The organism is Paenibacillus sp. MMS20-IR301 (assembly GCF_032302195.1).
Taxonomy (GTDB): Bacteria; Bacillota; Bacilli; order Paenibacillales; family Paenibacillaceae; genus Paenibacillus_AQ.
In genome coordinates, this window is the sequence record NZ_CP135275.1 from 1,647,363 (window position 1) to 1,671,275 (window position 23,913).

The 23,913-nt window shown below is 52.2% G+C and carries 26 protein-coding genes and 2 riboswitches; of the genes, 24 read left to right on the forward strand and 2 right to left on the reverse strand.

Annotation, left to right across the window (positions count from 1 at the left end; translation table 11 throughout):
* Positions 1 to 49: 49 nt before the first annotated feature.
* The 14 genes from LOS79_RS07295 to murB all read left to right on the forward strand — a co-directional run bounded on the left by LOS79_RS07295 (position 50) and on the right by murB (position 15,526).
* Complete coding sequence (locus LOS79_RS07295) at positions 50 to 448, forward strand: DUF2500 domain-containing protein (protein WP_315417546.1); 399 nt, start codon at positions 50 to 52, stop codon at positions 446 to 448.
* A gap of 231 nt (positions 449 to 679) precedes the next feature.
* Positions 680 to 1,102 (forward strand): cell wall hydrolase, encoded by a 423-nt coding sequence (locus LOS79_RS07300; protein WP_315417549.1) that lies wholly within the window; start codon positions 680 to 682, stop codon positions 1,100 to 1,102.
* 163 nt (positions 1,103 to 1,265) lie between these two features.
* Positions 1,266 to 1,784, forward strand: coding sequence for a spore coat protein GerQ (gerQ, locus tag LOS79_RS07305; RefSeq protein ID WP_397386741.1), 519 nt, complete (start codon positions 1,266 to 1,268; stop codon positions 1,782 to 1,784).
* Between the two features lie 312 nt (positions 1,785 to 2,096).
* Complete coding sequence (locus LOS79_RS07310) at positions 2,097 to 3,413, forward strand: hemolysin family protein (protein ID WP_315417552.1); 1,317 nt, start codon at positions 2,097 to 2,099, stop codon at positions 3,411 to 3,413.
* A 161-nt stretch (positions 3,414 to 3,574) separates the two neighbouring features.
* Positions 3,575 to 5,491 (forward strand): ATP-binding protein, encoded by a 1,917-nt coding sequence (locus tag LOS79_RS07315; protein ID WP_315417554.1) that lies wholly within the window; start codon positions 3,575 to 3,577, stop codon positions 5,489 to 5,491.
* A gap of 132 nt (positions 5,492 to 5,623) precedes the next feature.
* Positions 5,624 to 6,340, forward strand: a complete 717-nt coding sequence (locus LOS79_RS07320) for a DsbA family protein (protein WP_315417557.1) — start codon at positions 5,624 to 5,626, stop codon at positions 6,338 to 6,340.
* Entirely contained in the window at positions 6,337 to 6,771 is a 435-nt protein-coding gene (locus LOS79_RS07325; protein ID WP_315417560.1) for a disulfide oxidoreductase, read from the forward strand. Before LOS79_RS07320 ends, LOS79_RS07325 begins: the two co-directional genes overlap by 4 nt.
* Positions 6,772 to 6,997: 226 nt before the next feature.
* A riboswitch (cyclic di-AMP (ydaO/yuaA leader) is annotated at positions 6,998 to 7,157 on the forward strand.
* A gap of 129 nt (positions 7,158 to 7,286) precedes the next feature.
* Positions 7,287 to 9,104, forward strand: coding sequence for an APC family permease (locus LOS79_RS07330; protein ID WP_315417563.1), 1,818 nt, complete (start codon positions 7,287 to 7,289; stop codon positions 9,102 to 9,104).
* Positions 9,105 to 9,301: 197 nt separating this feature from the next.
* Positions 9,302 to 10,330, forward strand: coding sequence for an iron-hydroxamate ABC transporter substrate-binding protein (locus LOS79_RS07335; protein WP_315417565.1), 1,029 nt, complete (start codon positions 9,302 to 9,304; stop codon positions 10,328 to 10,330).
* Between the two features lie 178 nt (positions 10,331 to 10,508).
* Positions 10,509 to 11,567, forward strand: coding sequence for a FecCD family ABC transporter permease (locus tag LOS79_RS07340; protein WP_315417568.1), 1,059 nt, complete (start codon positions 10,509 to 10,511; stop codon positions 11,565 to 11,567).
* Complete coding sequence (locus LOS79_RS07345; protein WP_315417571.1) at positions 11,567 to 12,601, forward strand: FecCD family ABC transporter permease; 1,035 nt, start codon at positions 11,567 to 11,569, stop codon at positions 12,599 to 12,601. The genes LOS79_RS07340 and LOS79_RS07345 overlap by 1 nt, the downstream gene beginning before the upstream one ends.
* A 172-nt stretch (positions 12,602 to 12,773) precedes the next feature.
* Entirely contained in the window at positions 12,774 to 13,580 is an 807-nt protein-coding gene (locus tag LOS79_RS07350; RefSeq protein ID WP_315417574.1) for an ABC transporter ATP-binding protein, read from the forward strand.
* Between the two features lie 43 nt (positions 13,581 to 13,623).
* A complete protein-coding gene (locus tag LOS79_RS07355; RefSeq protein WP_315417577.1) occupies positions 13,624 to 14,439 on the forward strand; it encodes a (2Fe-2S)-binding protein in 816 nt (271 codons plus the stop codon).
* 172 nt (positions 14,440 to 14,611) lie between these two features.
* Positions 14,612 to 15,526, forward strand: a complete 915-nt coding sequence (murB, locus tag LOS79_RS07360) for a UDP-N-acetylmuramate dehydrogenase (RefSeq protein ID WP_315417579.1) — start codon at positions 14,612 to 14,614, stop codon at positions 15,524 to 15,526.
* A gap of 221 nt (positions 15,527 to 15,747) precedes the next feature.
* Here murB and LOS79_RS07365 read toward each other — a convergent pair whose 3' ends face one another.
* Positions 15,748 to 16,086: a protein YmzB gene (locus LOS79_RS07365; protein ID WP_315417580.1), complete on the reverse strand. Its 339-nt coding sequence runs from the start codon at positions 16,084 to 16,086 to the stop codon at positions 15,748 to 15,750.
* 218 nt (positions 16,087 to 16,304) lie between these two features.
* On the opposite strand from LOS79_RS07365, the gene LOS79_RS07370 reads away from it, so the two are divergent.
* The 8 genes from LOS79_RS07370 (at position 16,305) to LOS79_RS07405 (ending at position 21,653) form a co-directional block, all read left to right on the forward strand.
* A complete protein-coding gene (locus LOS79_RS07370; RefSeq protein WP_315417581.1) occupies positions 16,305 to 17,153 on the forward strand; it encodes an ABC transporter ATP-binding protein in 849 nt (282 codons plus the stop codon).
* Positions 17,154 to 17,239: 86 nt separating this feature from the next.
* Complete coding sequence (locus LOS79_RS07375; protein ID WP_397386742.1) at positions 17,240 to 17,833, forward strand: ABC transporter permease; 594 nt, start codon at positions 17,240 to 17,242, stop codon at positions 17,831 to 17,833.
* A gap of 110 nt (positions 17,834 to 17,943) precedes the next feature.
* Positions 17,944 to 18,675: a ZIP family metal transporter gene (locus LOS79_RS07380; protein WP_315422057.1), complete on the forward strand. Its 732-nt coding sequence runs from the start codon at positions 17,944 to 17,946 to the stop codon at positions 18,673 to 18,675.
* Positions 18,676 to 18,764: 89 nt separating this feature from the next.
* A riboswitch (PreQ1 riboswitch) is annotated at positions 18,765 to 18,808 on the forward strand.
* Positions 18,809 to 18,992: 184 nt separating this feature from the next.
* Entirely contained in the window at positions 18,993 to 19,493 is a 501-nt protein-coding gene (queF, locus tag LOS79_RS07385; protein ID WP_315417583.1) for a preQ(1) synthase, read from the forward strand.
* A gap of 30 nt (positions 19,494 to 19,523) precedes the next feature.
* On the forward strand, positions 19,524 to 20,186 hold the full coding sequence (gene queC, locus LOS79_RS07390; RefSeq protein WP_315417585.1) for a 7-cyano-7-deazaguanine synthase QueC: 663 nt from the start codon (positions 19,524 to 19,526) through the stop codon (positions 20,184 to 20,186).
* Positions 20,186 to 20,668 carry a 6-carboxytetrahydropterin synthase QueD gene (gene queD / locus LOS79_RS07395; protein ID WP_315417588.1) on the forward strand — a complete coding sequence of 161 codons (483 nt, stop codon included), beginning with the start codon at positions 20,186 to 20,188 and terminating at the stop codon, positions 20,666 to 20,668. The genes queC and queD overlap by 1 nt, the downstream gene beginning before the upstream one ends.
* Positions 20,661 to 21,389, forward strand: a complete 729-nt coding sequence (gene queE / locus LOS79_RS07400; protein ID WP_315417590.1) for a 7-carboxy-7-deazaguanine synthase QueE — start codon at positions 20,661 to 20,663, stop codon at positions 21,387 to 21,389. Before queD ends, queE begins: the two co-directional genes overlap by 8 nt.
* Before the next feature lie 96 nt (positions 21,390 to 21,485).
* A complete protein-coding gene (locus tag LOS79_RS07405) occupies positions 21,486 to 21,653 on the forward strand; it encodes a hypothetical protein (protein WP_315417592.1) in 168 nt (55 codons plus the stop codon).
* A 36-nt stretch (positions 21,654 to 21,689) separates the two neighbouring features.
* Here LOS79_RS07405 and LOS79_RS07410 read toward each other — a convergent pair whose 3' ends face one another.
* Entirely contained in the window at positions 21,690 to 22,412 is a 723-nt protein-coding gene (locus LOS79_RS07410; protein WP_315417595.1) for a hypothetical protein, read from the reverse strand.
* Positions 22,413 to 22,558: 146 nt separating this feature from the next.
* On the opposite strand from LOS79_RS07410, the gene LOS79_RS07415 reads away from it, so the two are divergent.
* Both LOS79_RS07415 and LOS79_RS07420 read left to right on the forward strand, forming a co-directional pair.
* Positions 22,559 to 23,083, forward strand: a complete 525-nt coding sequence (locus tag LOS79_RS07415; RefSeq protein ID WP_315417598.1) for a cysteine hydrolase family protein — start codon at positions 22,559 to 22,561, stop codon at positions 23,081 to 23,083.
* Entirely contained in the window at positions 23,080 to 23,898 is an 819-nt protein-coding gene (locus tag LOS79_RS07420; protein WP_315417600.1) for a VanW family protein, read from the forward strand. The genes LOS79_RS07415 and LOS79_RS07420 overlap by 4 nt, the downstream gene beginning before the upstream one ends.
* Positions 23,899 to 23,913 lie beyond the last annotated feature (15 nt).

Sequence of the window (23,913 nt, forward strand, 5' to 3'; positions counted from 1 at the left end):
CCTGTGAAGGACAGGGAAGCTAATTCATCGGAACAAGGGGGAAGAGATCATGGGAACGGGACCGGACCCATCCTGGATGTTTGATTTTACAGGAACGGTATTGCCGATATTTCTCGCTCTGATCGTGGGAATTATCGCTGTATCTGCAGGCAGAGGACTGCTTCAGTGGAGCCGGAACAATAACGCCCCCCTGCAGTCCGTCCCTGCCCGGATCGTCAGCAAGCGCAGTGAAGTACGCCAGCAGCAATCATCGGATGAAAGTCAGTCCAGCCGGACCAGTACAACCTATTATTTGACGTATGAAGCTGAGGATGGCGTCCGGAGAGAATTCAGGGTGGATGGCCATGAATACGGCATGAGTGCTGAAGGGGACCGGGGAATGCTGACCTATCAAGGAACACGGTATCATGGTTTTCAGCGGCGTCCTCATTACTCAACTGCAGAATAGATTCAGGTAATAAGGCTTCATCAATTAACAATTCAACTCCAGCCCTCTTGCCTCCCCCCGCGGAGACAGAGGGTTTTTTGAATGAGAAGACAGTAAACCGTTCAGTCAGCAGGTTTTTGGGCGGAGACTGTCACCACTCTGGGCGGATACACATACAATACAGCGAGCAGCAAAGAACAACGGATGCTTGCGCAGACAGCAGTTCATAAAGAGTTACAAGGAGGAGAACGCGTGGCCGTCATCAAAACGAACTCGGAGGATGTAAGGGTGCTTGCGCGGCTGATGCGGGCAGAGGCCGAGGAGGATGGGGAGTCAGGCATGCTGATGGTCGGCAATGTTGGGGTGAACCGGATTCTGGGCAACTGCCTGGATTTCAACAACATCCGCAGTGTGAATGATATGGTCTACCAGAGCCCCGGAGGCTTCGAAGCCCCGCAGAAGGGATACTTCTATCAGCGGGCCCGGGAAGCCGATGTCCGTCTGGCAAGGCGGGCCATTAACGGCGAGCGTACCTGGCCGGCATCGAATGCGCTGTGGTTCTTCCGGCCAGTCGGAGCCTGTCCGGATACCTGGTATAACCAGCAGAACACAGGCCGTTATAAGGCACATTGCTTCTTCACTCCGACAGCAGCAGATTGCCCGTCATTATTCTAGGCTATGCAGAGACCGGAGGGAACAGGTATAGCGGCCTGCTGCATAAGTACAGGGCGCCAGACCATTCGCCTGTCCTCCCGGGCTGCTTCTTGCAACGCTGACGTTCAAACATGAAGCAGCAGTTTTAAGATTTTCAACTTACTTATTAGGAGGTTTTTCACAAATGATCGGTCAACCTTACCGTCCCGTTACTTATATGATGGGCAGCACACCTGCAGGAAATATGAACAACATGAACAACATGAGCAACATGAATGGTATGGCTCCCATGGGTACAATGGGCGCGATGAGCAATAAAGGCAGTATCGGCAATATGGGTACCATGAGCGGTATGCCGCCGCAGGTGACCAGCGGCAGCCCGATGACTCCGGCCGGAACTGTAATTTCGACTGCGGCTCCGGTGTATGAGCAGTCTTATGTAGAGAACATTTTCCGCCTCAATCTGGGCAAGGTTGGCACCTTTTACTTTACGTACGAGAACAATAAAGACTGGAATGCCAAGGTGTATACCGGTGTGCTAGAAGCAGCCGGCCGTGACCACCTGATCATCAGTGACAAGGCAACCGGACAGCGGGTTGTACTGCTGATGGTGAACTTTGATTATGCTACTTTCGATGAGCCGCTTGTCTATCAATATCCGGGCGTCATTGGAAATCCCGGTGGTGTACGGGGCTGCCGATAAGCTTTCTGGCCATTTATCCATAGAATAACGCAAAAACGGCTGTCCACCTTTGTTTAAGGCGGTCAGCCGTTTCTTATGCCCCCGTACTTACATATGCTGTATTTTTCGAGGGGACACGCATGCTTGCTGTTTCGCCTAATATATTTATATAATAAAAGTATTATTTATAATTCGTGATTTCGTACAGGAGCTGAAGACACTTGGGAAATTGATGCTGAAAGGAACAGATCGTATGATCCAGTCTGACATTTTGAACAAACGAAGGAGGTGGGCCTATCCGCCCGCACAGGAAACGGCGGATAGGAGTATAATTTGAGCGACCCTTTACCCGGTATATTTAACGTAGGACTTATCATTTTACTTGTGCTGCTTAACGGTTTTTTTGTTTCGGTGGAGTATGCGATGGTGAAGGTGCGCAGCGGGCGCATTGATGCACTGATTGAAGAAGGCAGCAAACGGGCACCTGCAGCAAGAATCATCGTTCATAATCTGGACGGCTTCCTGTCTGCCTGCCAGCTGGGGATTACCCTGGCTTCGCTTGCGCTGGGCTGGCTCGGTGAACCGGCGATTGCCACCATTGTGGGGCCGCTGGTCACGAATCTCGGCTTTGGCGAGACCACGGTGTTTGTGATATCCCTGATTATTGCCTTCATGTTCATCACCGTATTGCATATCGTGCTTGGTGAGCTTGCCCCCAAAACGATCGCCGTGAATAAGGCGGAGGCGGTACTTCTGCTAACTGCGGGTCCGATGAATGTTTTTTACCGGATCATGTATCCTTTTATTTGGGTGGTTAACGGCCTTGCTCTCGGGCTTCTGCGGATCTTCCGTCTGACTCCCGCTTCAGAGCTGGCTACCGCACATACGGAGGAAGAAATACGCATTTTGATGCAGGAGAGCAACAAAAGCGGCCTGATCGACAACACCGAAATGGCACTGGTGGATAATATCTTCGAATTTGCGGATACGATGGCCAGGGAGATTATGATTCCCCGCACGGAAATGATCTGCCTGAATACCCATTTGGATACCGAGGAGAATCTGGAGATCGCCTTTGACGGCATGAGAACGCGTTACCCGGTCTGCGACGGGGATAAGGATCATATTCTCGGTTTCATTCATATCAAGGATATGATCCGCGATCAGGCGCCGAAATATAACGAACTGATCCGTCCAATCCTGACCGTGCCGGAATCCATTCAGATCAGCAGCCTGCTAAAGGTCATGCAGCGGGCCAAGACTCAAATCGCCATCCTGATTGATGAATATGGCGGTACCTCGGGAATGGTTACCCTGGAAGATATAATGGAGGAGATTGTCGGAGAGATTCAGGATGAGTTCGATGAGGAGCGCCCCGGCATCGAGATGCTGGGCGAGGATGAGTATTCTATTGACGGGCTTATGCTGATTGAAGAAATCAATGACAAGCTGGGAATTCATATGGAGACGGATGATTATGATACCATCGGCGGCTGGCTGTACTCGAAGCTGGAGATCAATCCTCCGCAAAAAGGCCAGACCGTTGAGTTCGACAATCATCTGTTTGTGGTAGAGGAGACGGAGAATAAGCGGATTTCGCGGATTAAGCTGCTGAAGGTGCAGTTTTTGACCGAGGAAGCCGGGGCTTAGGCCTTATTCAGGAAGAGCATGACGCTGGTTACAGCGTCCGTGCTCTTTTTTTTAGCGGTAAAAACTGACTGTCCATTTCATGTAAACTGCCGATTCGACCGGATTCGTTCGGGGTAAAGCATGTGTAAATAGGTGTAGTCTAAAAGGAAGGGGCGAGGTATTTGGGACATCCTCATAACCATTACAATGATTTGCTTGTCCTTCTATCGCTAACAATAGCATTCTTATCCTGCTTTACGGCACTGGATCTGGCGGAACGTATGCTTCGCGGAGCAAAGGGGCAGCTGTATATGCTGCTGATTTCCGTTGTGCTGGGTACAGGAATGTGGACGATGCATTTTATCGGAATGCGCGCAATGGACTTTGGAGTTCCGGTGTCTTATGATCTCCCGCTGCTGGCCTTCTCACTGGTAATACCGGTGGCAGCTTCCTATATGCTGTTCGTCATGCTGAACAACCCGCATACCCGCAGCCGGATCTATCTGGGACTTGGCGGACTGCTCTTCAGCAGTGGCATCCTGATTATGCATTTCAGCGGAATTCTGGCAATGAAGCTGGCTGCGACCTATGAGCAGGGGATAGGCTCCATGATCCTCTCCGTATTGTTTGCGCTAATTGTTCCAGCCGTGACCGCTTCTTATAACGAACAGTGGCTGAGGAATAAGTATAATATGTTCAGTTTCTCAAAAATACTGCTTGTGCTGCTATTAACCGGGGCGTTCGCCGGTATCCATTATGCCGCTATGGCCGGTGCCGCGTTTACACCGGATGTTTCGGTCAGTTATACGGGACAGTCGCTGCTGATGGATGATTCCCAGCTTGGTCTGTTGCTGGGGGGAGCCTTCCTGTTCATTGTGGCGGCAACGCTGGGGCTCCTGTACAGGGACCGGCAGCGTGTGCTGCATTCAGCCGAGTTCAATGAGCAGCGTTACATCGCATTGTTTGAGCATAATCCTGATATGGTGCTGTGCATTGATCCGGTCCGGCATAGGGTAGTCAGTATCAATCCCGCCCTCCGCAATACTACCGGATACAGCAGAGAGGATTTGGGGAATTATAAACATATTCTGTATAGTGACCGGGATGCTGCAGCGATTCATGAGGCGGTCCTGCAAGCCTCGCGGGGGCAATCCTCGAAGCTTGAGCTGAAGGTCCGGACCAAAGGCGGAGAGCAGATGATCTGCAGTGCGACAGTGTTCCCGCTGCTTCACGGCAAGGAGCATCTGGTGTATATCGTAGCTGAGGATGTGACTGCCCAGATGGCCAACCAGCAGGAGCTGATCACGGCCCGGGATGCTGCGGAAAGTGCTGCAAGGATGAAAAGCGAGTTCCTCGCAACCATGAGCCATGAGATCCGTACCCCGCTTAACGGCATCATCGGTATCAATCAGCTGCTGGCTGAGGAGATCAGCAGGCCGGAGCATCTGGAGCTGCTGAAGCTGCAGAGCAGCAGCAGCCATGCACTCCTGCATGTCATGAGCGATGTCCTGGATATCTCCCGGCTGGAGGCAGACAGCCTTGTTCTGCATAAAGCGCCTTTTGATCTAAAGGTACTGCTGCAGGAATGTATCGATATGTATGCGGTGGTTACGAGGGACAAGCAGCTGGCGCTTGCGCTGGAGATCGAAGAAGATCTTCCCGCCGGCTTTGTAGGTGACAGTGCGCGCATCCGCCAGATTTTGATTAACCTGATCGGCAATGCGGTGAAGTTCACGCCTTCCGGGACGGTTACTGTTACTGTAGAATCCTATGGAATACGCGGCGCTACTCAAGGCCTGCAATTCACTGTACAAGATACGGGCATCGGTATTCAGCCGGATAAGCTGCAGCTGCTTTTCCAGTCATTTTCACAAATGGATGCAACGCATACCCGTAAATATCCGGGGACGGGGCTGGGGCTGGCCATCTGTAAAAAACTGGTTGATCTGATGCAGGGGGCAATCTGGGCCGAGCCGGCAGAAGGGGGCGGCAGCCGGTTTCTGTTCAGAATTATGCTGCAGTCACTGGAGCAACCGGCGGAACTGATATTCACTCAGGAGAAGAAAAGCGGATTTCCGGCAGATAATGCAGCTGTATAATTCAGGGTTTGCCAAGGAGAGAATTTTAATTATATAATTGAAAGTAACTTATCTTTTATCACGATAGTCCTGAAGGACGGAAAGGAACTCTCTTTGAGCAAACCTAAAAAGAACAATGCCGCAGTTCCCCAAATGAGCAAACAGGAGAAACGCAGGGCAGAGCAGGAGCAGCAGAAGCAGAAAACGAGAATTCTGATCGTGAGTACAGTAGCACTGGTCGTAATTATTTTCGCCGGCTTATTCCTCCTGGCCTCGAAGGACAGCTCCACTACCGCTTCAAATGCAGATCCGGTTAATTTCAATTACAGTGAGATGGCGCGGCTCGGCAAAGAAGACGCCCCAGTCAAAATTGTGGAATTCGGAGATTACAAATGCCCGGCTTGTGCCCAGTTTACCGGGGTAATTAAACCGCAGCTTGTGCAAGAATATGTGAATCAGGACAAAGCCGCCTTCTATTTCGTCAACCTGGCCTTTGTCGGTGATGATTCAAGAACAGCCTCACTCGCAGCATTGTCTGTCTATCATCAGGACCAGGAAGCCTTCTGGAAATTCTTCGATGCAGTGTACGCTAACCAAGGCGATGAGAATGAAGAGTGGGCTACAACGGATTATCTGGTAAGTCTGGCGAAGCAGCTGGAGCTGCCGGTAGACTACGATTTGATGCGTAAGGATATTGAAGACCAGACCTATTCCGCTGAACTGGAAAGAGATATCGAACTCGGCAGAAGCTCAGGGGTCACGACAACGCCTTCGATCTTCATCAATGGAGTTAAGGTAGCTGAACCGTTCAATATCGAAGCTATCGACGCTCAGATCCAGCTGGCTGCTGAAGCAGGGACTGCACAGTGAGTGCCTTTTCTGCCTTTTGCCGGCGCAACTGCCTCTACCTGGCCTGGTTTGTCTCTGTCATTGCTGTGGCAGGGAGTCTGTACCTTAGTGAAGTTCTGAAATATGAGCCCTGCAAGCTGTGCTGGTTCCAGCGCATCTTTATGTACCCGCAGCTCTTCCTGCTCGGGATCGCCACCTACCGTGGAGATAAGCGCATCATTCCGTACGTGCTTCCGCTTAGCCTGATTGGCGGGAGTATCTCAATCTATCACTATGCGGAACAGAAAATACCGGCACTCAGCAAGGTCCTTCCATGTACGATTGGTGTTCCCTGCAATAAGGATTATCTGAATTATTTCGGATTTATTACGATTCCTTTGCTTGCCCTGATTGCGTTTGCTTTAATCGCAATTTTGCTCTGGACAGGACGTAAAGAGGATACAGCAGAGTAAGAAGGCTGCCGGCACAATAATAAGATTGATTTTTCCTTTAATTTTGGACAAATAGTTAGGCAGAAATGCTGCAAAATCACGCCATAATGGGATAATAAGAGAGAATGAAAGATCCAGACATACCGGATGTTAGATTTGGTTGTTTTGGATGCTTTTCATTCTTTTTTCATTTGTTTCAACGCTTTACGGAAAGCCTGTTGTAGACTAATATTAGTCCTTGTGAGAAGTTGAATATGCGCTGAATTTTTCGGAAGGAAAAACGGGGGAACCACACTTGGTCTTCATGACAAAGGGGTGAATCGGACCGGGGTCACATACCCGGAACCGTAGGGCTACCACAGCCCGAATCCGCCAGCTAACCTCGTAAGCTAACAGTGGGATAATGACCATGCACCCCTTAAGCATGCGGATCATTTCCGTATGCTTATTTTTGTGCCTGCATTTATGAAATCCACTTTGAAAACAGCGCACGGAATATCCGATTCAACTCAACCAAGAAAGGAACTGTTACTACGATGGTAAGCAAGGTAAAACGACTATTGATCGGACGTCCGATGAAGTCGAACGAACTCGATCATGAAAAGTTATCCAAGGTGAAAGCACTGGCTGTCCTGTCTTCTGATGCGCTCTCGTCTGTAGCCTACGGAACAGAACAAATCTTAATTGTACTCGTGGCTGCCGGATTTACAGCTATATGGTACTCATTGCCAATTGCCTTAGCCGTACTGGGCCTGCTGGCTATCCTGATTATGTCCTACCGGCAGACTATCTTTGCCTATCCGCAGGGCGGAGGCGCATATATCGTTGCCAAAAGCAATCTGGGCGTGCATACCGGACTTCTGGCCGGCGGCTCGCTGCTGGTGGATTACATTCTGACTGTGGCCGTAAGTGCTTCAGCGGGTACGGATGCGATCACTTCAGCTTTTCCAAGTCTGCATAATCATAGTGTATTAATTGCGGTTTCTGTAATCCTGCTCTTGACAATTGTCAATCTGCGGGGCGTTACCGAGTCTGCTTCCTTCATAGCTATTCCGGTGTACCTGTTCGTTGTCTCCATCTTCGTGCTGATTATCGCAGGGTTCATCAAGTATATGACCGGCGGTGCGCATGCGCATGTGCCTGAGATCGGGTCAGCGGTATCGAATGTCAGTATGTTCCTGCTGCTCAAGGCATTCAGCTCTGGCTGTTCGGCACTTACCGGGGTTGAGGCGGTCTCCAATGCTATTCCTAACTTCAAGGCTCCTGCGGAAAAAAATGCCGCCAAAACCCTTATGCTGATGGGTCTGATCCTCGGGATTATGTTCACTGGAATTACGCTGCTGGCTTACTGGTACGGTATTATGCCGGATGAGAAGGCGACGGTGGTCTCACAGATTACCGAATCGACCTTCGGCCGCGGCGGTTTGTACTTTTTCATTCAAGGGATTACAGCAGTGATCCTGTTCCTGGCAGCTAATACAGCTTACTCGGCATTCCCGCTGCTGGCCTTCATGTTCGCCAAGGATAAATATCTGCCGCATGCCTTCATGGTCCGCGGTGACCGGCTGGGCTTCTCGAACGGTATTATTTTCCTCGGAGTGTTGTCGGCTGTACTGGTAGCAGCATTCCATGGGAATACAGAAGGGCTGATCCCGTTATATGCAGTCGGGGTATTCATCCCGTTCACACTGTCCCAGCTGGGCATGATGGTGCAGTGGTTCAGAACCAAGCCGCAAGGCTGGAAGAGCAAGTTCGCGGTTAATACGGTAGGCATGCTCACCACCTTGACGATTACCCTGATCTTCATTATTACCAAATTCTCAAGCGTGTGGATGGCTTTCATCTTCCTGCCGCTCGTCATTATTGTGTTCCACCGGATTCACCGTCATTATATGAATATTGCCGATCAGCTGCGGATTTGCCCGGCTACCGATAAGCCCTGCATCAAGGGAAGTACGGTTGTCGTTCCCGTTGCGGGCGTAACCCGCGCGGTGCTGCATTCGATCAGCTACGCAAAGTCCTTGACTGATAATGTAGTGGCTGTCTATGTAGGGTTCGATGAGGAAGAGATTCATAAGATGGAACAGAAGTGGGAGGAATGGAATCCCGGTGTCCGGCTGATTGTACTCCGTTCGCGGTACCGCAGCATTATCCGCCCGCTGGTGAAGTTTATCGATACGGTAGAATGGAAGACAGCGTCAACTGATCATATCACTGTATTAATTCCGCAATTTGTAACGAAGCACTGGTGGCAGGCGGTTCTGCATAATCAGACCAGCTTGTTCATCCGCTCTTATCTGATGAATCAGAAGGATATTGTTATTGCAACCGTTCCTTATCATTTGCACAAATAAACATTTCTGAAGAGATGTGAACAGACAGTTCCTGCAGGCGGGGGAGCTGTCTTTTTAATGTGACAGGGTTGTTTTATATAAAACTAAACAATTTTGTTGACATAGAGAATGAGAATCAATATCATCTAATAATATGAGGCAAAGGCATCAGGCACCTTTGACCGATCAAAGAATGTAAATACAGGAGGGGTAATCAAATGTTGTCGTTCAATCTGCAAAGACCGAAGAGTATGAAGCTGGCCGTGGCCGGACTCATGACCATGACGGTACTGCTGTCCGCATGCGGTAATAATAATGCTGCAAACAGCGGAGCGGCTGCAACGGCTGCACCGGCAGCTGAAACCACGGCTGCACCTACAACTGCACCGGCAGAAACAGCTGCACCGGCTGCGGAACAAACGGTGACAGACGCAATGGGGCATAAAGTTACGATCCCGGCGAACCCGCAGCGTGTACTTGCATCTTATATGGAGGATTATCTGGTGGCTCTCGGTGTGACTCCGGTTGCCCAGTGGTCCGTAGCCAACGGTATTCAGGAATACCTGGCAACCCAGCTCAAAGATATTCCAACGATTAGCTATGACCTTCCGCTGGAGGCTGTAACCAGCTTCGCTCCGGACTTCACCATCGTACAATCGGAAGGCCTCGTTCAGAACGGGCTGTATGACCAGCTGAACAAAATTGCACCTACGTATGTTCTGGGTGATGAGGTCAGCAAAGACTGGCGTGCAAGCTTGCTCCGGATCGGTGAGCTGTTAGGGAAGACTCCTGAAGCTGAGAAAGCCCTTGCAGATTATGATCAAAAAGCGGCTGATGCCAAGGCGAAAATCACCGCTTCAATCGGTGATCAATCTGTAGCGATCCTGTGGCTGGTCTCCAAGAACTTCTTTATCGTAGACGAAACCCGCAGCAGCGGGGCGGTACTGTATGGTGATCTTGGTTTGAAGCTGCCGAATCTGGTTACCGACATCCCGGCAGAGTCCAGAGCAACCTGGAATCCAATCACACTTGAGAAGTTGTCCGAGCTGACTGCAGATCAGATCATCCTGGTGAACAGTGACGGGGCGGATGCAGCTGAAATTACGGATGGCGCAATCTGGAAAGGAATTCCGGCTGTAAAGGCGGGGAATGTTCATGAGTTCGGAAGAGAATCCAGCTGGCTGTACAGCGGGCCGGTAGCTAACTCCAAAACCATTGATGATGCCCTGAGCAGTCTTGTAAAGTAAGCAGAGCTGCGGTAAGAAAATTTACCGCCTGAGAATGTGCAGGTCCTTGTATCTTTCAGATACGATGATCTGCACGTTTTTTTTAGTACTGTATAAGTTGTACAATTTTCATATATTTGCGATAATGAGAATGATAATCAGTCAGGTGCTCGTAATAATCCTGTTAAGGAGTCGGCTTATGGTTTCATCTACAAGATCCACACTTCATTCTTCTGCTGCTCCCGGAGACCAACCGGTAAAGTCGCGGCCGGTTGCCGCAATGACTATTCTGGTGCTTGGGATCGCAGCAATTATTATCGGGCTGATGTTATCCGTATCTGTAGGTGCTGTGGATATCAAGCTGGCCACCGTATGGGCAGCGGTCTTCCGGTTCAACCCGGAGCTGTCCCAGCATCAGGTAATCCGTGAGCTGCGCATTCCCCGGGCCTTGGCCGGAGCGCTCGTTGGAGCCTGCTTCGCCGTTGCCGGGGCGATTATGCAGGGGATGACCCGCAATCCGCTGGCCGACTCGGGCCTGCTGGGACTGAATGCCGGTGCGGGCGTGGGCCTTGCGCTGGCCTTTGCTTTTGCGCCATCACTGTCATTCGTGTATATCCTGTTCTACTGCTTCACAGGTGCGGCTGTGGCCTCACTGCTGGTGTTCGGCATCGGCTCGCTCTCCCATAGCGGCCTTACGCCTCTGCGGCTTACTCTTGCAGGCGCGGCAGTCAGTGCCATGCTGCTGGCAATCAGCCAGGGGATAGCGATTCTGTTCAACCTGTCCCAGGACATCGCATTCTGGATGGCGGGCGGGGTTGGCGGGGCGAACTGGACGCAGCTTACAATCATCTCCCCCTGGATCGGGGCGGCCTTGACAGCTTCTTTGGTGCTCTCGCGGTCCATTACACTGCTGAGCCTGGGCCGGGATGTTGCGGCGGGGCTTGGACAGCGCACACGGCTCGTGCAGGCTGCCGGGATCATCATAGTGATCATACTTGCCGGAGCTGCAGTATCGACGGCCGGGCCGATTGCTTTTGTCGGATTAATGATTCCGCATATTACACGTTATCTTGTCGGCGTCGATTACCGCTGGATTATCCCTTGCTCGGCGGTTCTTGGAAGCCTTCTGATCCTGTTCGCGGATATTGCGGCAAGAATGATCAATGCACCGTATGAGACTCCGATTGGAGCCTTAATCGCTGTAATCGGGGTGCCGTTCTTCATCTATCTGGCCAGTAAGCGCAAGGGGGAGCTGTAATGAACCGGACACTTGCAGTATCCTCAGTGAAACCGCGCCGCGCCAGGGAATTCAGTATTCTGGGCATCCTTGCCGGACTAATCGTCCTTATGTTTGTTATCAGTATGAATACCGGATTCATGCGGCTGTCTCCGCTTGAAGTTCTACATACCCTGCTTGGAGAAGGCAGCAAGCAGCAGAAGCTGATTCTGTTTGATTTCCGGCTTCCGCGTATCGTGATCTCCTTGCTGATCGGCGCGGGGTTTGCTGTATCAGGCAGCATTCTGCAAGGCTTGTCACGCAATGCCTTAGCAGAGCCTTCTACCTTGGGGATTAATGCCGGTGCAGGGTTTGCTGTCCTGATTTTCATTTCCTTTGTCCCTGCAACTACGGCGGCCCCCATCTTTGTCCTGCCGCTGCTGGCGCTGGCAGGTGCCGCCCTTACGGCAATGCTGATCTATCTGCTGGCCTACCGCAGAGCAGACGGACTATCACCTACCCGGCTGATTCTGATCGGAATTGCCGTCGGTGCCGGCATTTACGCATTTCAGCTCATCCTGTCGCTGCGGCTCGATCCGCAGAACTATCAGTTCGTGGCGGTCTGGCTGGCCGGCAAAATCTGGGGCGGGGACTGGCGGTTCGTGCTTGCCCTGCTGCCCTGGATTCTCATTCTGCTGCCCTTTGCTTTGTATAAAGCGCAAGTACTCAATGTGCTGAACCTGGGTGATGATACGGCAAAGGGGCTGGGGTTGCCGCTCGAGCGGGAACGGCTGCTGCTGTTAGCCGCTGCCGTAGCTCTGGCCGGCGCTTGTGTCTCGGTAAGCGGCGCCATTGGCTTCGTAGGACTGATTGCGCCGCATCTGGCCCGCAGGCTCGTCGGCCCGCGCCATCAGATTCAGCTGCCTGCAGCTGCACTGGTTGGTGCGCTGCTGCTGCTGACTGCAGATACGGTCGGGCGCTGGATTCTCCAGCCTGCAGAGGTTCCTACGGGTATCGTTGTAGCTATCATCGGCGCGCCGTACTTTTTATATCTGCTCGCCAAGTCAAGGGCATAAGGAGCACGGCTCCATAAAACTTTGGCTTATGCTTACGAAGCGAGTTTTTGCGAAGAGTTATTCATAGAAGCGTATGCTTCAAAAACTTAAGCTTATGCTTACGAAGCGAGTTTTATTGCGCAGTTATTTCTAGAGGAGCATGGCTCCATAAAACTTTTAAGGAGTGAAGATCATGTCGGAACGTTTAAATACCGAACAGCTGAGTATCGGCTATGCAGAGGCAATGATAGTAAAGGGGCTCAATCTGTCGCTTCCGACAGGGAAAATCACCGCACTGGTCGGGGCGAACGGCTCCGGGAAGTCAACGATTCTGAAGACAATGGCCCGGATTATGCGGCCGAAGAGCGGCAGTGTCATGCTGGACGGAAAGTCGATTCACAACCTGTCCACTAAAGAGGTGGCCCGCCAGCTGGCCATTCTGCCGCAGAATCCGACGGCCCCGGACGGGCTGACAGTTTCCGAGCTGGTCGGTTACGGGCGTTACCCGCATCAGAAGGGCTTTGGCACCATGACTCCGGAAGACCGGAGCATCATCGCGAACGCAATTGCCGTAACCGGCATGAATGAGTTCCATGACCGCCCGATCGACCGGCTCTCCGGCGGCCAGCGGCAGCGGGCCTGGATTGCGATGGCTCTGGCACAGCAGACGGATATCCTGTTCCTCGATGAGCCGACGACCTTCCTCGATATGGCTCATCAGCTGGAAGTGCTGCAGCTGCTGCAGAAGCTGAACGATGAAGAAGGCCGGACCATCATCATGGTTGTCCATGACTTGAATCATGCCTCTCGTTACGCGCAGCATATGGTTGCGATCAAATCCGGCAGTGTCATCAGTGAAGGGTCTCCGGAAGAAGTGATGACACCGGGTGTACTGCGTGAGGTGTTCGGAATTGAAGCGGATATTGTACCTGATCCGCGTACCGGAGTACCGCTGTGCCTGCCGTACGAATTGGCGGCTTACAAGGCTGCCGGTCTCTAGCAGCTGAAATATATTTATTACCGGAACGGAGAGGAGCAGGAACATGAATGAGTTACTTATAAAAGAGTTCGCCGTCCGGTTCGATCTTCATCCTGCAGCGCCGGAAGGAACGCAGCATTCGTTCGCAGCCTCGGAGCTGGTGCAGGAGCAGGGGATGGAAGCATTCGTGAAGGCCTACCGGCCGCTGATGAAAGCGCTGGATGACAAAGCCGTCGCTGCGTATTTTGGCGGTTATCTGTCCAGTATCGCGCTTGCGGTGCAGTATTCAGTTACAGGCTTCTCCTGCGTTCCGGACTTCAGCCTGGACAATCTGGCCATTCATCTGGTTCCCGCAGACGGCTACTGCCGGATAGCTTACTCGCTTCAGGAATGGAAGCCCGAATATGGACCGGCAGCAGAGCAGGGCGGTTCACGGGAAGCATGGCGCAGTGAAGTATTAATCCGCTTTTACAAGGAGACAGCCGGACCCTTAATCCGCAGTATCTCACAGGTAAGCGGACTAGCCCCAAGCGAGATTTGGGGGCAGCTGCCGAGTAAGTTCAATTACTACGTAGAGGCTTTTGCTGCCGGAGTTACGGATACTGCACTGCTCCAGCGGATTGCTGACGATTATGGTTACCTGAAGGATGAGCTGCCGGCGGAAGTCTTCCAGATGCCGCGGAATCCCTTCCAGGTAAAGGTACGCAGAATGGAGTCTCTTGCTGATCCGGAGCAGACTGTACAAATGCGCAACCGCTGCTGTATGTATTACCGGACAGAAGGCGGCCGTCTCTGCTACACCTGTCCGCGGATGAAAGAGAGCGAACGGGCTGAGCGGAGGGAAGAATACCGCTTGGAAATGGCTGCGGCGAAAGAATAGGTTATATTCAGGAAAGTTGCAACATAATAATGCTGTAAGCAGCTTCAGAACAGGCTCCTGTCATTGACAAGGGAGCCTGTTCGTTGTTACAGTTGGGGTTGCTGCAGTAGGAAGGATTCAGCGGCGGCCAAGGATTCCGGTCATTATTTATCCAGAGTTAGGAGCATGAGCAATGAATATCGATAACATATATAAGGATTTGCAGGAGCTGGTTACGGAAGGCTCACTGAAATGTCATGAGAATCTCAAGGATCTGGTCTATACCCGCATGGGCGGCGAGGCGGATATCTGGGTGGCTCCTGCATCATACGATGAAATTAAACTAATTTCTACATACGCACAGGGTAAGCAGATTCCGCTTACCGTGCTTGGTAACGGTTCAAATGTAATCATCCGGGACGGCGGCATCCGCGGGATTGTTCTGCAGACTTCAGAGATGAAGGAGACAGGAATCCGGGACGGACTGCTCTATGCCCAGTGCGGTGCGAAGATTATTGATGTCTCGCGGTACGCCCTTGAGGCAGAGCTGACAGGCTTGGAGTTTGCCTGCGGTATTCCGGGAACAGTAGGCGGGGCGCTATATATGAACGCCGGTGCTTATGGCGGAGAAGTGAAGGATGTGCTCCATAGCGCTCTTGTTCTGGATAAGGACGGCCAGCTCTTAACGATGCAGGGCGACCAGCTTGCCTGGGGCTACCGCAAAAGCGTCTTTGCAAGCGGTGATTATATTGTGCTGGAAGCACGGTTTGCACTGCAGCAGGGCGACCCTGCGGCTATCAAAGCGTCGATGGATGAGCTGACCTATCTCCGCGAATCCAAGCAGCCGCTGGAATATCCGTCTTGCGGCAGTGTGTTTAAGCGGCCGCCGGGCCGGTTTGCCGGGCAGCTGATTCAGGAGAGCGGGCTGCAGGGAACACGGATCGGCGGAGCCGAGGTCTCGCGCAAGCATGCCGGATTCATCATCAATGCAGACAATGCCTCGGCTAGTGATTATATCGGGCTGATCCAGCATGTGCGCTCTACGGTCAAGGATAAGTTTGACGTTGAACTGGAGACAGAAGTGGAGATTATCGGCGAAGAAGTATAGGCCTTACACCGTCGAATACCCCGCGGGCATAAGCCGGCGGGGTGTTCAGATAAACTAAGCTGGGCGTCTTCACTTTACCACGCTGAGGGCTTTATGAAAACAAACAAGTCCGGACTCTTGAAAAAATGACGGGCTCAAGAATTTTCTATGTGCTTCAAAAAAACAGCCAGTTCCCGGAGATCACCGGCGGCTGGCTGTTTGTATTTAGTTCTTATTGCAGTCTATCCGCGCAAGACCAGCGAATACTTCGCCCTGTCTGTCTGCAGCTCCACATGGTCTTCGGCCAGGGCAATTACCTTCAACCCGTTCACTGCGATCTCATAGCTGGGCTGGGGCAGCGGCACCAGCTCTCCGTCAGCATTGAGTGTGCTGCCGGAACCGCGCAGAATCAGCGCACTGCTGAGGTATTCATCAATAACATCATCTGCGTTACGGTAGTCTACAGAGTTCAGATTGAAATGGACGGTGTCCAGATCATCAAGCTCCTGTTTCTCGATTACAAGCGAAGCCTCCGGTTGTGCTTCAAGCCATTCCATAAGCCTCTGTACATTTTGTTCCATACCAGTGCTCCCATCTTTCAGTGATTTAGAGATTATTAATTCTAAGTTACCCCCTTTGATGAAAATGAATCCATACGATTGCCACATCTCTGCCAGCCGCATCACAGGAATTGCCCGCGGTAGAACCGAATGTTAAGAATATCAGCTCAGAGGGATGTTACTCTGCTTCAAGGAATAAGCTTGGGTATGGCAAACTATGAGCAAAGGTGGTAAGTCCATTGATTGAGCTTAAAGAGGTCTCCAAACAATATCAGGATAGGTGTGCTGTTGACCGGTTGTCATTCACGGTGCAGGAGGGTGAGATATTCGGATTCCTTGGTCCGAACGGTGCCGGAAAGACGACAACAATCCGTATGATGACCGGACTGCTCACTCCGAGCGAAGGTGAAATTTTAATTAATGGGATTAATATTTCACGGCATAAAAAGAAAGTTCATTCGCTCATCGGTGTTGTCTTCGAGCTGCCAAATCTGTATACGCGCAGTACGATCCGCGGTAATCTCAGCCTGTTCGCCGATTTGTACGGAGTAACGCCGCAGCGGGTGGATGAAGTGCTGCATAGCCTGCAGCTGGAGGAGCGGCAGCATGAGAAGATCAGCAGCTTATCCAAGGGCTGGAAGCAGCGGGTGCTGATTGCCCGCAGTCTGCTGCATAAGCCTGCAGTCCTTTTCCTGGATGAGCCGACAAGCGGACTCGACCCTAATTCGGCAGCCATGATCAGAGATTACATCCGGACTATTAAGGCTGAAGGAACAACTGTAGTAATTACCACCCATGATATGCAGGAGGCGGATGAGCTAAGTGACCGTGTAGGCATTATGCATGCCGGCAGCCTGGTAGCACTGGATCAGCCACGGCAGCTGAAGCAAGCCTGCGGAAGACGGGAGCTGGCGGCGGAGTTCTGGCAGGGTGAACGGATTATCCGGGAATGCTGGCCGCTTGATGAAGAATCTACGAAGGAGCAGGTGTACCAGCTGCTGTCCGGAGGACAGATGATCAGCCTGCACAGCCGGGAAGCCACGCTTGCGGATGTCTTCGCAGCCTTGACGGGAAGTGAGCTGAGTTGAATCAGGTACTGAAGCTGACTAAGCATGAATGCAGGGATTTCCTGCACAATCCTTCGTTTCTTATCCTCTTTATTTTACCTGTTTTCATGTCAAAAATTCTAATTGCGGTAATGGATAACGCCGGACTTAACTTCATGCTGCTGTCGACATGGATTCTGTTCGCTGAGGTAATGGTCGGCATCATGCTGACCGGGCCGTCCCTGCTGGAAGAGCGGGAGAGCCGGACCTTTGATGCGCTGCTGGTCTCGCCGCTTGGCAAAGGGCAGATTCTTGCAGCCAAGGGGATGACGGTGCTGTTATTCTCTCTGCTGGCGCAAATTGCCGTATACCTGGTGAACCAGAAGCTGAATTCCGGATTCTTGGCCGCAATGCCGTATATGCTGGCCGGCGGACTTTTGTTTGTGGAGGTCGGAATGATCATCGGGCTGAAGCTCAGCTCGGCGAAGAACGGATCAGCCGTCAGCTCTGCTGTGATGATTGTATTCTTCCTGATTGTCTCCGTGTATGGAGCTTTGCCGGACTGGACGTATCCGTTGTTCATTATTCTGCCAAGTATTGCACTTGTTGAGAATCTGAATAGTGTAATGAGCGGCAATGCTCCCCTGCTTGTTGAGAGCCTCCTGCTGCTCTTATGGATAACCGGGTTGACCGTGTGGATCTGGCGGATAGATGTTGAGTAGGTAACGCTGAATCAGCTTCCCGGTGGGAACGGGATGTTTGCCTTGCCGGATTACGGTGTAATCTACTTCTAAGCACTAATCAAGATACATAATCGGGGAAGGTGAATCTATTGTGGAGCGCATTGACATGGGGAGCGGTGTCCGGTTCTGCCGTATTGATCGGGGCGCTGCTGGCTCTCTTCCTGCCGATTCCGGGTAAGCTGATTGGCTTCATTATGGCGTTTGGAACAGGCGTGCTGATTGGTGCAGCAGCTTATGAGCTGCTGGAGGATTCTGCGAATGACGGCGGCTTAACCCCTACGCTGATCGGATTTACCGCCGGGGCGCTGGTCTTCACGCTGTTCGACTGGCTGATTTCACGGCGGGGCGGAGCCGGGCGGAAGCGTTCGGCTGGTGCTCCGGCAGGAGCCAAAAGCGGTGGCCTGGCCATTTTTGCCGGAACCGTACTGGATGCCATTCCCGAATCGATTATGATCGGGGCCAGCCTGATCTCCGGACAGGGCGTAAGCCTGCTGCTGGTCATTGCCATTTTTATCAGCAACATTCCTGAAGGCTTATCCAGTACGGCAGGACTGAAGCAAGGCGGCTATGGAAAAAGCAAGATCGTACTGCTCTGGCTCGGTGTACTAATAATTTCCACTGCGGCATCGGGCGGCGGATATCTGTTCATGGATCATGCAAGCGAGCATACAGAGGCTCTGATTGCTTCTTTTGCCGGGGGCGGAATTATCGCCATGGTCTCCTCAAGTATGATGCCTGAAGCCTATGAGGACGGCGGACCGCTCACGGGCTTCATCGCTGCGATGGGGCTGCTGTGCTCACTGGTTCTGGATCAGCTGTGAGGGTTGTCAAGCCGGCAGTAAACATGATATAGTTCAAGACGCACCGACAGTCCAGTCATAAGTATAAAGAAGGAATCTGCGCCGCATGCGCAGGAGAGGTTCGCAAACTCCCTCTATAAAAAACTAAGACCGCCATCCGCATAACCGGCTAACCGGCCTCCCGGAAGCTATTCAAGTATGGGCCGCTACAGCCTGTGCTTATTCGCTGTTATGCAGTTAAACAGGCGTGTCTCATCTTAGTAGAGCATGTTTTCGAAATCTCGTTCTTCTTTCCAGTTCCGGCCACGGGCCGCGGGAAAAGAGAGGGGTTTTTTGTCATGTCAGAAGGCAGACTGAAAGAGGAAATGCAGGAGGTTACCCTGCTGGGTAATCAAGGTACGCAGTACAAGTTCGGTTACGCGCCGGAGATTCTGGAGTCGTTCGATAACAAGCATCCCGGGCGTGATTATTTTGTTAAATTCAACTGTCCGGAGTTCACCAGCCTGTGTCCGGTTACCGGCCAGCCTGACTTCGGGGTGATGTACATTTCGTATATTCCGGATGTAAAGATGGTGGAGTCCAAATCACTGAAGCTCTATCTGTTCAGCTTCCGGAATCACGGGGATTTCCATGAAGACTGCGTCAACATTATTATGAATGATCTGATCTCGCTGATGGAGCCGCGTTATATTGAGGTCTGGGGCAAATTCACGCCGCGCGGCGGCATTTCCATTGATCCTTACTGCAACTGGGGGCGTCCGGGGAGCAAGTATGAGGCTATGGCCGAGCACCGGCTGATGAATCATGACCTGTATCCTGAGAAAGTGGACAACCGTTAATCCGGCCGAAGCGAAAGGAGCGTATATATAATGAATAAAAAAGCACTGGTCGTCTTCAGCGGCGGCCAAGACAGCACTACCTGCCTGGCCTGGGCTATGCAGAAGTTCCAGGAGGTTCAGGTGGTTACGTTTAATTATAACCAGCGGCATGCCGAGGAGATTGAGGTCGCCAAGGAAATTGCCGCGAAATTCGGAGTGAAGCAGCATATTCTCGATCTGGGGCTGCTGAATCAGCTGGCTCCGAATGCCCTGACCCGGGATGACATTGAGATTGCCGCCGGCGGAGAGGGGGAGCTGCCGAGCACCTTTGTGGATGGGCGGAACCTGCTGTTCCTGTCCTTTGCAGCCATCCTGGCAAAGCAGCTGGGCTATGCGAACATCATCACCGGCGTGTGTCAGACGGATTTCAGCGGTTATCCGGACTGCCGGGACGTATTCGTGAAATCCCTGAATGTGACGCTTAATCTGTCGATGGATTATGAGTTCGTGATTCATACCCCGCTGATGTGGCTGGATAAGAAGGAAACGTGGAAGCTGGCTGATGAGCTGGGCTGCTTCGACTATGTCCGTGAGCAGACTTTAACCTGCTATAACGGGATCATCGGCAGCGGCTGCGGCACCTGTCCGGCATGCCTGCTGCGCCAGCGCGGTCTGGAGCAATATGAAGCTGAACGCCAGGGGGCGGGCCACTGATGCCGGGCGAAGTATCGGTCTGCAAAATCTTCACCTTCGACGCCGCCCACCAGTTGATCGGCCATCAAGGGAAATGCAGCAATCTGCACGGGCATACTTACAAGCTGGAAATAGTGCTGAAGGGGGTTCCATCTGTAGAGGAAGGGAGTTCAGGTGAAGGCTTCGTCATCGATTTCAGCGAAATCAAAAGGATCGTGAAGCAGTCTGTTGTGGACCGGCTGGATCATGCCTTCCTGGCCATGGGCAATGAGCCTGTACTGGATACGCTGAAGGCTACCGGCTCCAAGGTGGCCCAGCTGTCGTTCCGGACGACGGCGGAGAACCTGTCTGCTTATATTGCCTATGAGCTTAAACAGGCAGCCTTGCCGGTATACTCGGTCAAGCTGTGGGAGACACCGACTTCCTGGGCGGAGGTACGGGCAGCCGATATACCGGAGGCAGGACCCTCTTACCGTCTGTATGGAGGCTGTGACCATGAGTAGAATTCCGGTTATCGAAATGTTCGGTCCGACGATTCAGGGGGAAGGGGCAGTAATCGGTGTCAAAACGATGTTCGTCCGCACCTCCGGCTGTGACTACCGCTGCAGCTGGTGTGATTCTGCCTTTACCTGGGACGGTTCGGCCAAAGATAAAATAACGCTGATGGAGCCCGGGGAGATTCTCGCCGGACTGCTAGAGCTTGCCGGGGATAACTTTGACTGTGTAACCATTTCCGGCGGCAATCCCGCGCTGATCGGAGAAGCCATGGGAGAGTTCATTACCCTGCTGCATGAACGCGGTATTCAGACAGCCATTGAGACGCAGGGAAGCAAATGGCAGGACTGGTTCCTCGATGTGGATGTGCTGACGGTCAGCCCCAAGCCGCCCAGCTCCGGCATGAAGACGGACTGGGACAAGCTGGATGAGATCATGCGCCGGGTAGAGAACAGTAACAGCGGTAAAGGGGCGCACAGTCTGAAGGTCGTTGTCTTTAATGAAGAAGACTACGACTACGCACGTAAAGTTCATTTCAGATACCCGGAGGTTCCGCTGTTCCTGCAGCCGGGCAATGATAATGTTACCGAAGAGGGTGATATTTCGGGCCGGCTGCTCGGCCGGCTCGAATGGCTGTTCAATCTGGTCATTGCCGATCCGCAGATGAACCAGGCACGGGTACTTCCGCAGCTGCACGCACTGATTTGGCATAATAAGCGGGGCAAGTAGATTTTTCATATATATAGAAGACCGGACTTCCAGCATAGCGGAGGCTCCGGTTTTTTTATATACTTAATGGAGGATTAAGCACAAGGGGGAGCAGAAATGGAGAACGGATATTACGCCGGCTGGGGAACGCTGGCTCTAATCAATGCGGGAATTGCCCAGGGGAAGAACCGGAGCGGATTGAACTGGTTCCTGCTGTCCTTGCTGCTGGGGCCGCTTGCCACCTTTATTCTTGTGATCTCGGACAAACTTCCGGAACGAAGCTGACGGGTAACCAGAAGCTCCGCAGATTCTTCTGCAGCTTCAGCGGGTCAGCCTGCGGCTGACTGATTTGTACAGCATATGGCGGATCTTCTTCAGCCGGGCGAAATTCTCAGCAAAGCTGACACCGGAAGATCTTCTCAGACCCTCACCGAAATCCCTTTTGTAACGCAAGGGCGCCTCCAGATAGAGGGCGATAATATGCAGCTGATTCCAGCCGGGATACCGTTCGTTGTGGCAGAGGATTTCGGCAGTTTCGAGTGCGGTGAAGCTCTGGCACCACTGCCGTTCTTCAAGAATGAACCGCATGGCCGGCCCGTTACCTGCAATCATGATGTCACGGAATTCATTCAGGGCGTGACTGGCCACATCAACATATTCTACAATCTGCAGTGGCTTCAGCCAGCGGCGGCGGAACTTCGGAGCAGGCTCAGGGTAATTACTATCCGGGGTGCTGAACAGGATCTCCTTGCGGATCATTTCAGCAGCGGGGAAGCGCTCAAGGTTGTCGAGTCTTGCGAGGCATTCTTCCGCTTGCGGCTTCCCTCTCAGCTGCAACAGATGCAGCATATTCCATACTGTGAATTTGCCGTGTTGCTCAGCCGTCTTCCTGTGCTGATAAATTGTGCAGGAGGCTGTCAGATCATTTAGACTGTCATAGAACGGCATGATCGTACTGCGGACATACCGGAAGTAGGCTTTCAGCTCTTCCTTAGGCACTCTATAAGTAATAGCGAGATAATAAGTATCATTAAGCGGATTCATTGTTCTGTTCACTCCTAAGCAAAGTATTACATCCATTTTAGCAGAGCCAGCCTGCCGGTCCCGGACAAGAACAGGATTGTTTTGAACGAAATCTGGATTATCTTCATTTGCAGCAAGCTCTTAAAATCAAGGAGGAGGCGTTAGTAATGACCACGGCTTTACTGGTGATAGATGTTCAAGAGGCAATGTTTTCTTATCCCGGAATGAGTCTGTATGAGGGAGAGCAGGTGCTGGAGCGGATTGCTTCATTGATAGCGAAGGCCCGCTCTGCGGGTACTCCGGTAATTTACATCCAGCATACGGAAGATGAAGGTGAATTCGTAAAGGGTACACCTGCCTGGGAGATTAACAGCCATATTGCCCCGCTTGCAGGGGAGAGGGTCATTGAGAAGACGACGCCGGATTCCTTCCATCTCACCGGGCTGCAGCCGGAGCTTGAACGGCTTGGGGTTAACGAGCTGTACCTTTGCGGGATGCAGACGGATTATTGTGTGAATGCCACCAGCAGACGCGCGTCTGCCCTAGGGTATTCAACTGTACTGGTTAAAGACGCACATAGCACCTTCGACAATGACACGCATAGCGGTGAAGAAATTGTGAATCAGCATAATCAGGACCTCGGTTCGGGAATTGTAACCCTGCGCGCAGAGCAAGAGATATCGTTCACATGAATCCGGTGATTACGGCAATGAAGCCAATCCGCCGGTCCAGGCTGAGACTATTCGCGGGCAAGCGGTATTTTACCTGGAAAAGATACTGGAAATGGATTACCGCAAGCCATGATCTGGCAAAAGAACACCGCACGGAATCCCTTCCTTATGAGCCTGTCAGTCACGCTACCCCGCTGCTTCGGAGCCTGCGTAATGTGGATATGCAGCTGCAGTATAATAAAATAACCAATCTGCGCCTGGCGTTTGCGAAGCTGGATGGCCTGGTAATTCAGCCGGGTGAGACTTTCTCCTATTGGAGGAGCATCGGCAAGCCTACCCGGAGGAAGGGGTATCTGGATGGAATGGTGCTGCAATCGGGCGGCTTCCGTTCCGGAACAGGCGGCGGGCTGTGCCAGCTGTCCAATCTAATCTACTGGATGACGCTGCATACACCGCTCACGGTTACCGAACGGCACCGTCACAGCTATGATGTCTTCCCCGATGAGCAGCGGACCCAGCCCTTCGGAAGCGGAGCTACCTGCGCTTATAATTATCTCGATTTGCAGCTGAGGAATGATACAGAGCATGCTTACCAGCTGAAGCTTCATCTGGATGAGACGCATCTCCATGGGGCGTGGCGCTGTGCAGGCAGACAGCTCTACACTTATGAGGTCTATGAGGACGGCCACCGCATCAGCCTGGAGCCTTGGGGCGGTTATGTCCGCAGCAATGCCATCCGCCGGAGAGTATTTACGCTTACAGGGGAGCTTGCTGGTGATGAAGCTGTTACCGAGAATTATGCGCTGATGATGTATTCTCCGCTGCTGCAGGGATAAAGCCGGACGATTCGG

Excerpts from the sequence above, each read along its gene's own strand:
- LOS79_RS07295 (WP_315417546.1), top strand. The coding sequence starts at position 50 with ATGGGAACGGGACCGGACCCATCCTGGATGTTTGATTTTACAGGAACG.
- gerQ (WP_397386741.1), top strand. The coding sequence starts at position 1,266 with ATGATCGGTCAACCTTACCGTCCCGTTACTTATATGATGGGCAGCACA.
- LOS79_RS07320 (WP_315417557.1), top strand. The coding sequence starts at position 5,624 with ATGAGCAAACAGGAGAAACGCAGGGCAGAGCAGGAGCAGCAGAAGCAG.
- LOS79_RS07330 (WP_315417563.1), top strand. The coding sequence starts at position 7,287 with ATGGTAAGCAAGGTAAAACGACTATTGATCGGACGTCCGATGAAGTCG.
- LOS79_RS07335 (WP_315417565.1), top strand. The coding sequence starts at position 9,302 with ATGTTGTCGTTCAATCTGCAAAGACCGAAGAGTATGAAGCTGGCCGTG.
- LOS79_RS07340 (WP_315417568.1), top strand. The coding sequence starts at position 10,509 with ATGGTTTCATCTACAAGATCCACACTTCATTCTTCTGCTGCTCCCGGA.
- LOS79_RS07345 (WP_315417571.1), top strand. The coding sequence starts at position 11,567 with ATGAACCGGACACTTGCAGTATCCTCAGTGAAACCGCGCCGCGCCAGG.
- LOS79_RS07350 (WP_315417574.1), top strand. The coding sequence starts at position 12,774 with ATGTCGGAACGTTTAAATACCGAACAGCTGAGTATCGGCTATGCAGAG.
- LOS79_RS07355 (WP_315417577.1), top strand. The coding sequence starts at position 13,624 with ATGAATGAGTTACTTATAAAAGAGTTCGCCGTCCGGTTCGATCTTCAT.
- murB (WP_315417579.1), top strand. The coding sequence starts at position 14,612 with ATGAATATCGATAACATATATAAGGATTTGCAGGAGCTGGTTACGGAA.
- LOS79_RS07365 (WP_315417580.1), bottom strand. The coding sequence starts at position 16,086 with ATGGAACAAAATGTACAGAGGCTTATGGAATGGCTTGAAGCACAACCG.
- LOS79_RS07375 (WP_397386742.1), top strand. The coding sequence starts at position 17,240 with ATGTCAAAAATTCTAATTGCGGTAATGGATAACGCCGGACTTAACTTC.
- queF (WP_315417583.1), top strand. The coding sequence starts at position 18,993 with ATGTCAGAAGGCAGACTGAAAGAGGAAATGCAGGAGGTTACCCTGCTG.
- queC (WP_315417585.1), top strand. The coding sequence starts at position 19,524 with ATGAATAAAAAAGCACTGGTCGTCTTCAGCGGCGGCCAAGACAGCACT.
- queD (WP_315417588.1), top strand. The coding sequence starts at position 20,186 with ATGCCGGGCGAAGTATCGGTCTGCAAAATCTTCACCTTCGACGCCGCC.
- queE (WP_315417590.1), top strand. The coding sequence starts at position 20,661 with ATGAGTAGAATTCCGGTTATCGAAATGTTCGGTCCGACGATTCAGGGG.
- LOS79_RS07405 (WP_315417592.1), top strand. The coding sequence starts at position 21,486 with ATGGAGAACGGATATTACGCCGGCTGGGGAACGCTGGCTCTAATCAAT.
- LOS79_RS07410 (WP_315417595.1), bottom strand. The coding sequence starts at position 22,412 with ATGAATCCGCTTAATGATACTTATTATCTCGCTATTACTTATAGAGTG.
- LOS79_RS07415 (WP_315417598.1), top strand. The coding sequence starts at position 22,559 with ATGACCACGGCTTTACTGGTGATAGATGTTCAAGAGGCAATGTTTTCT.
- LOS79_RS07420 (WP_315417600.1), top strand. The coding sequence starts at position 23,080 with ATGAATCCGGTGATTACGGCAATGAAGCCAATCCGCCGGTCCAGGCTG.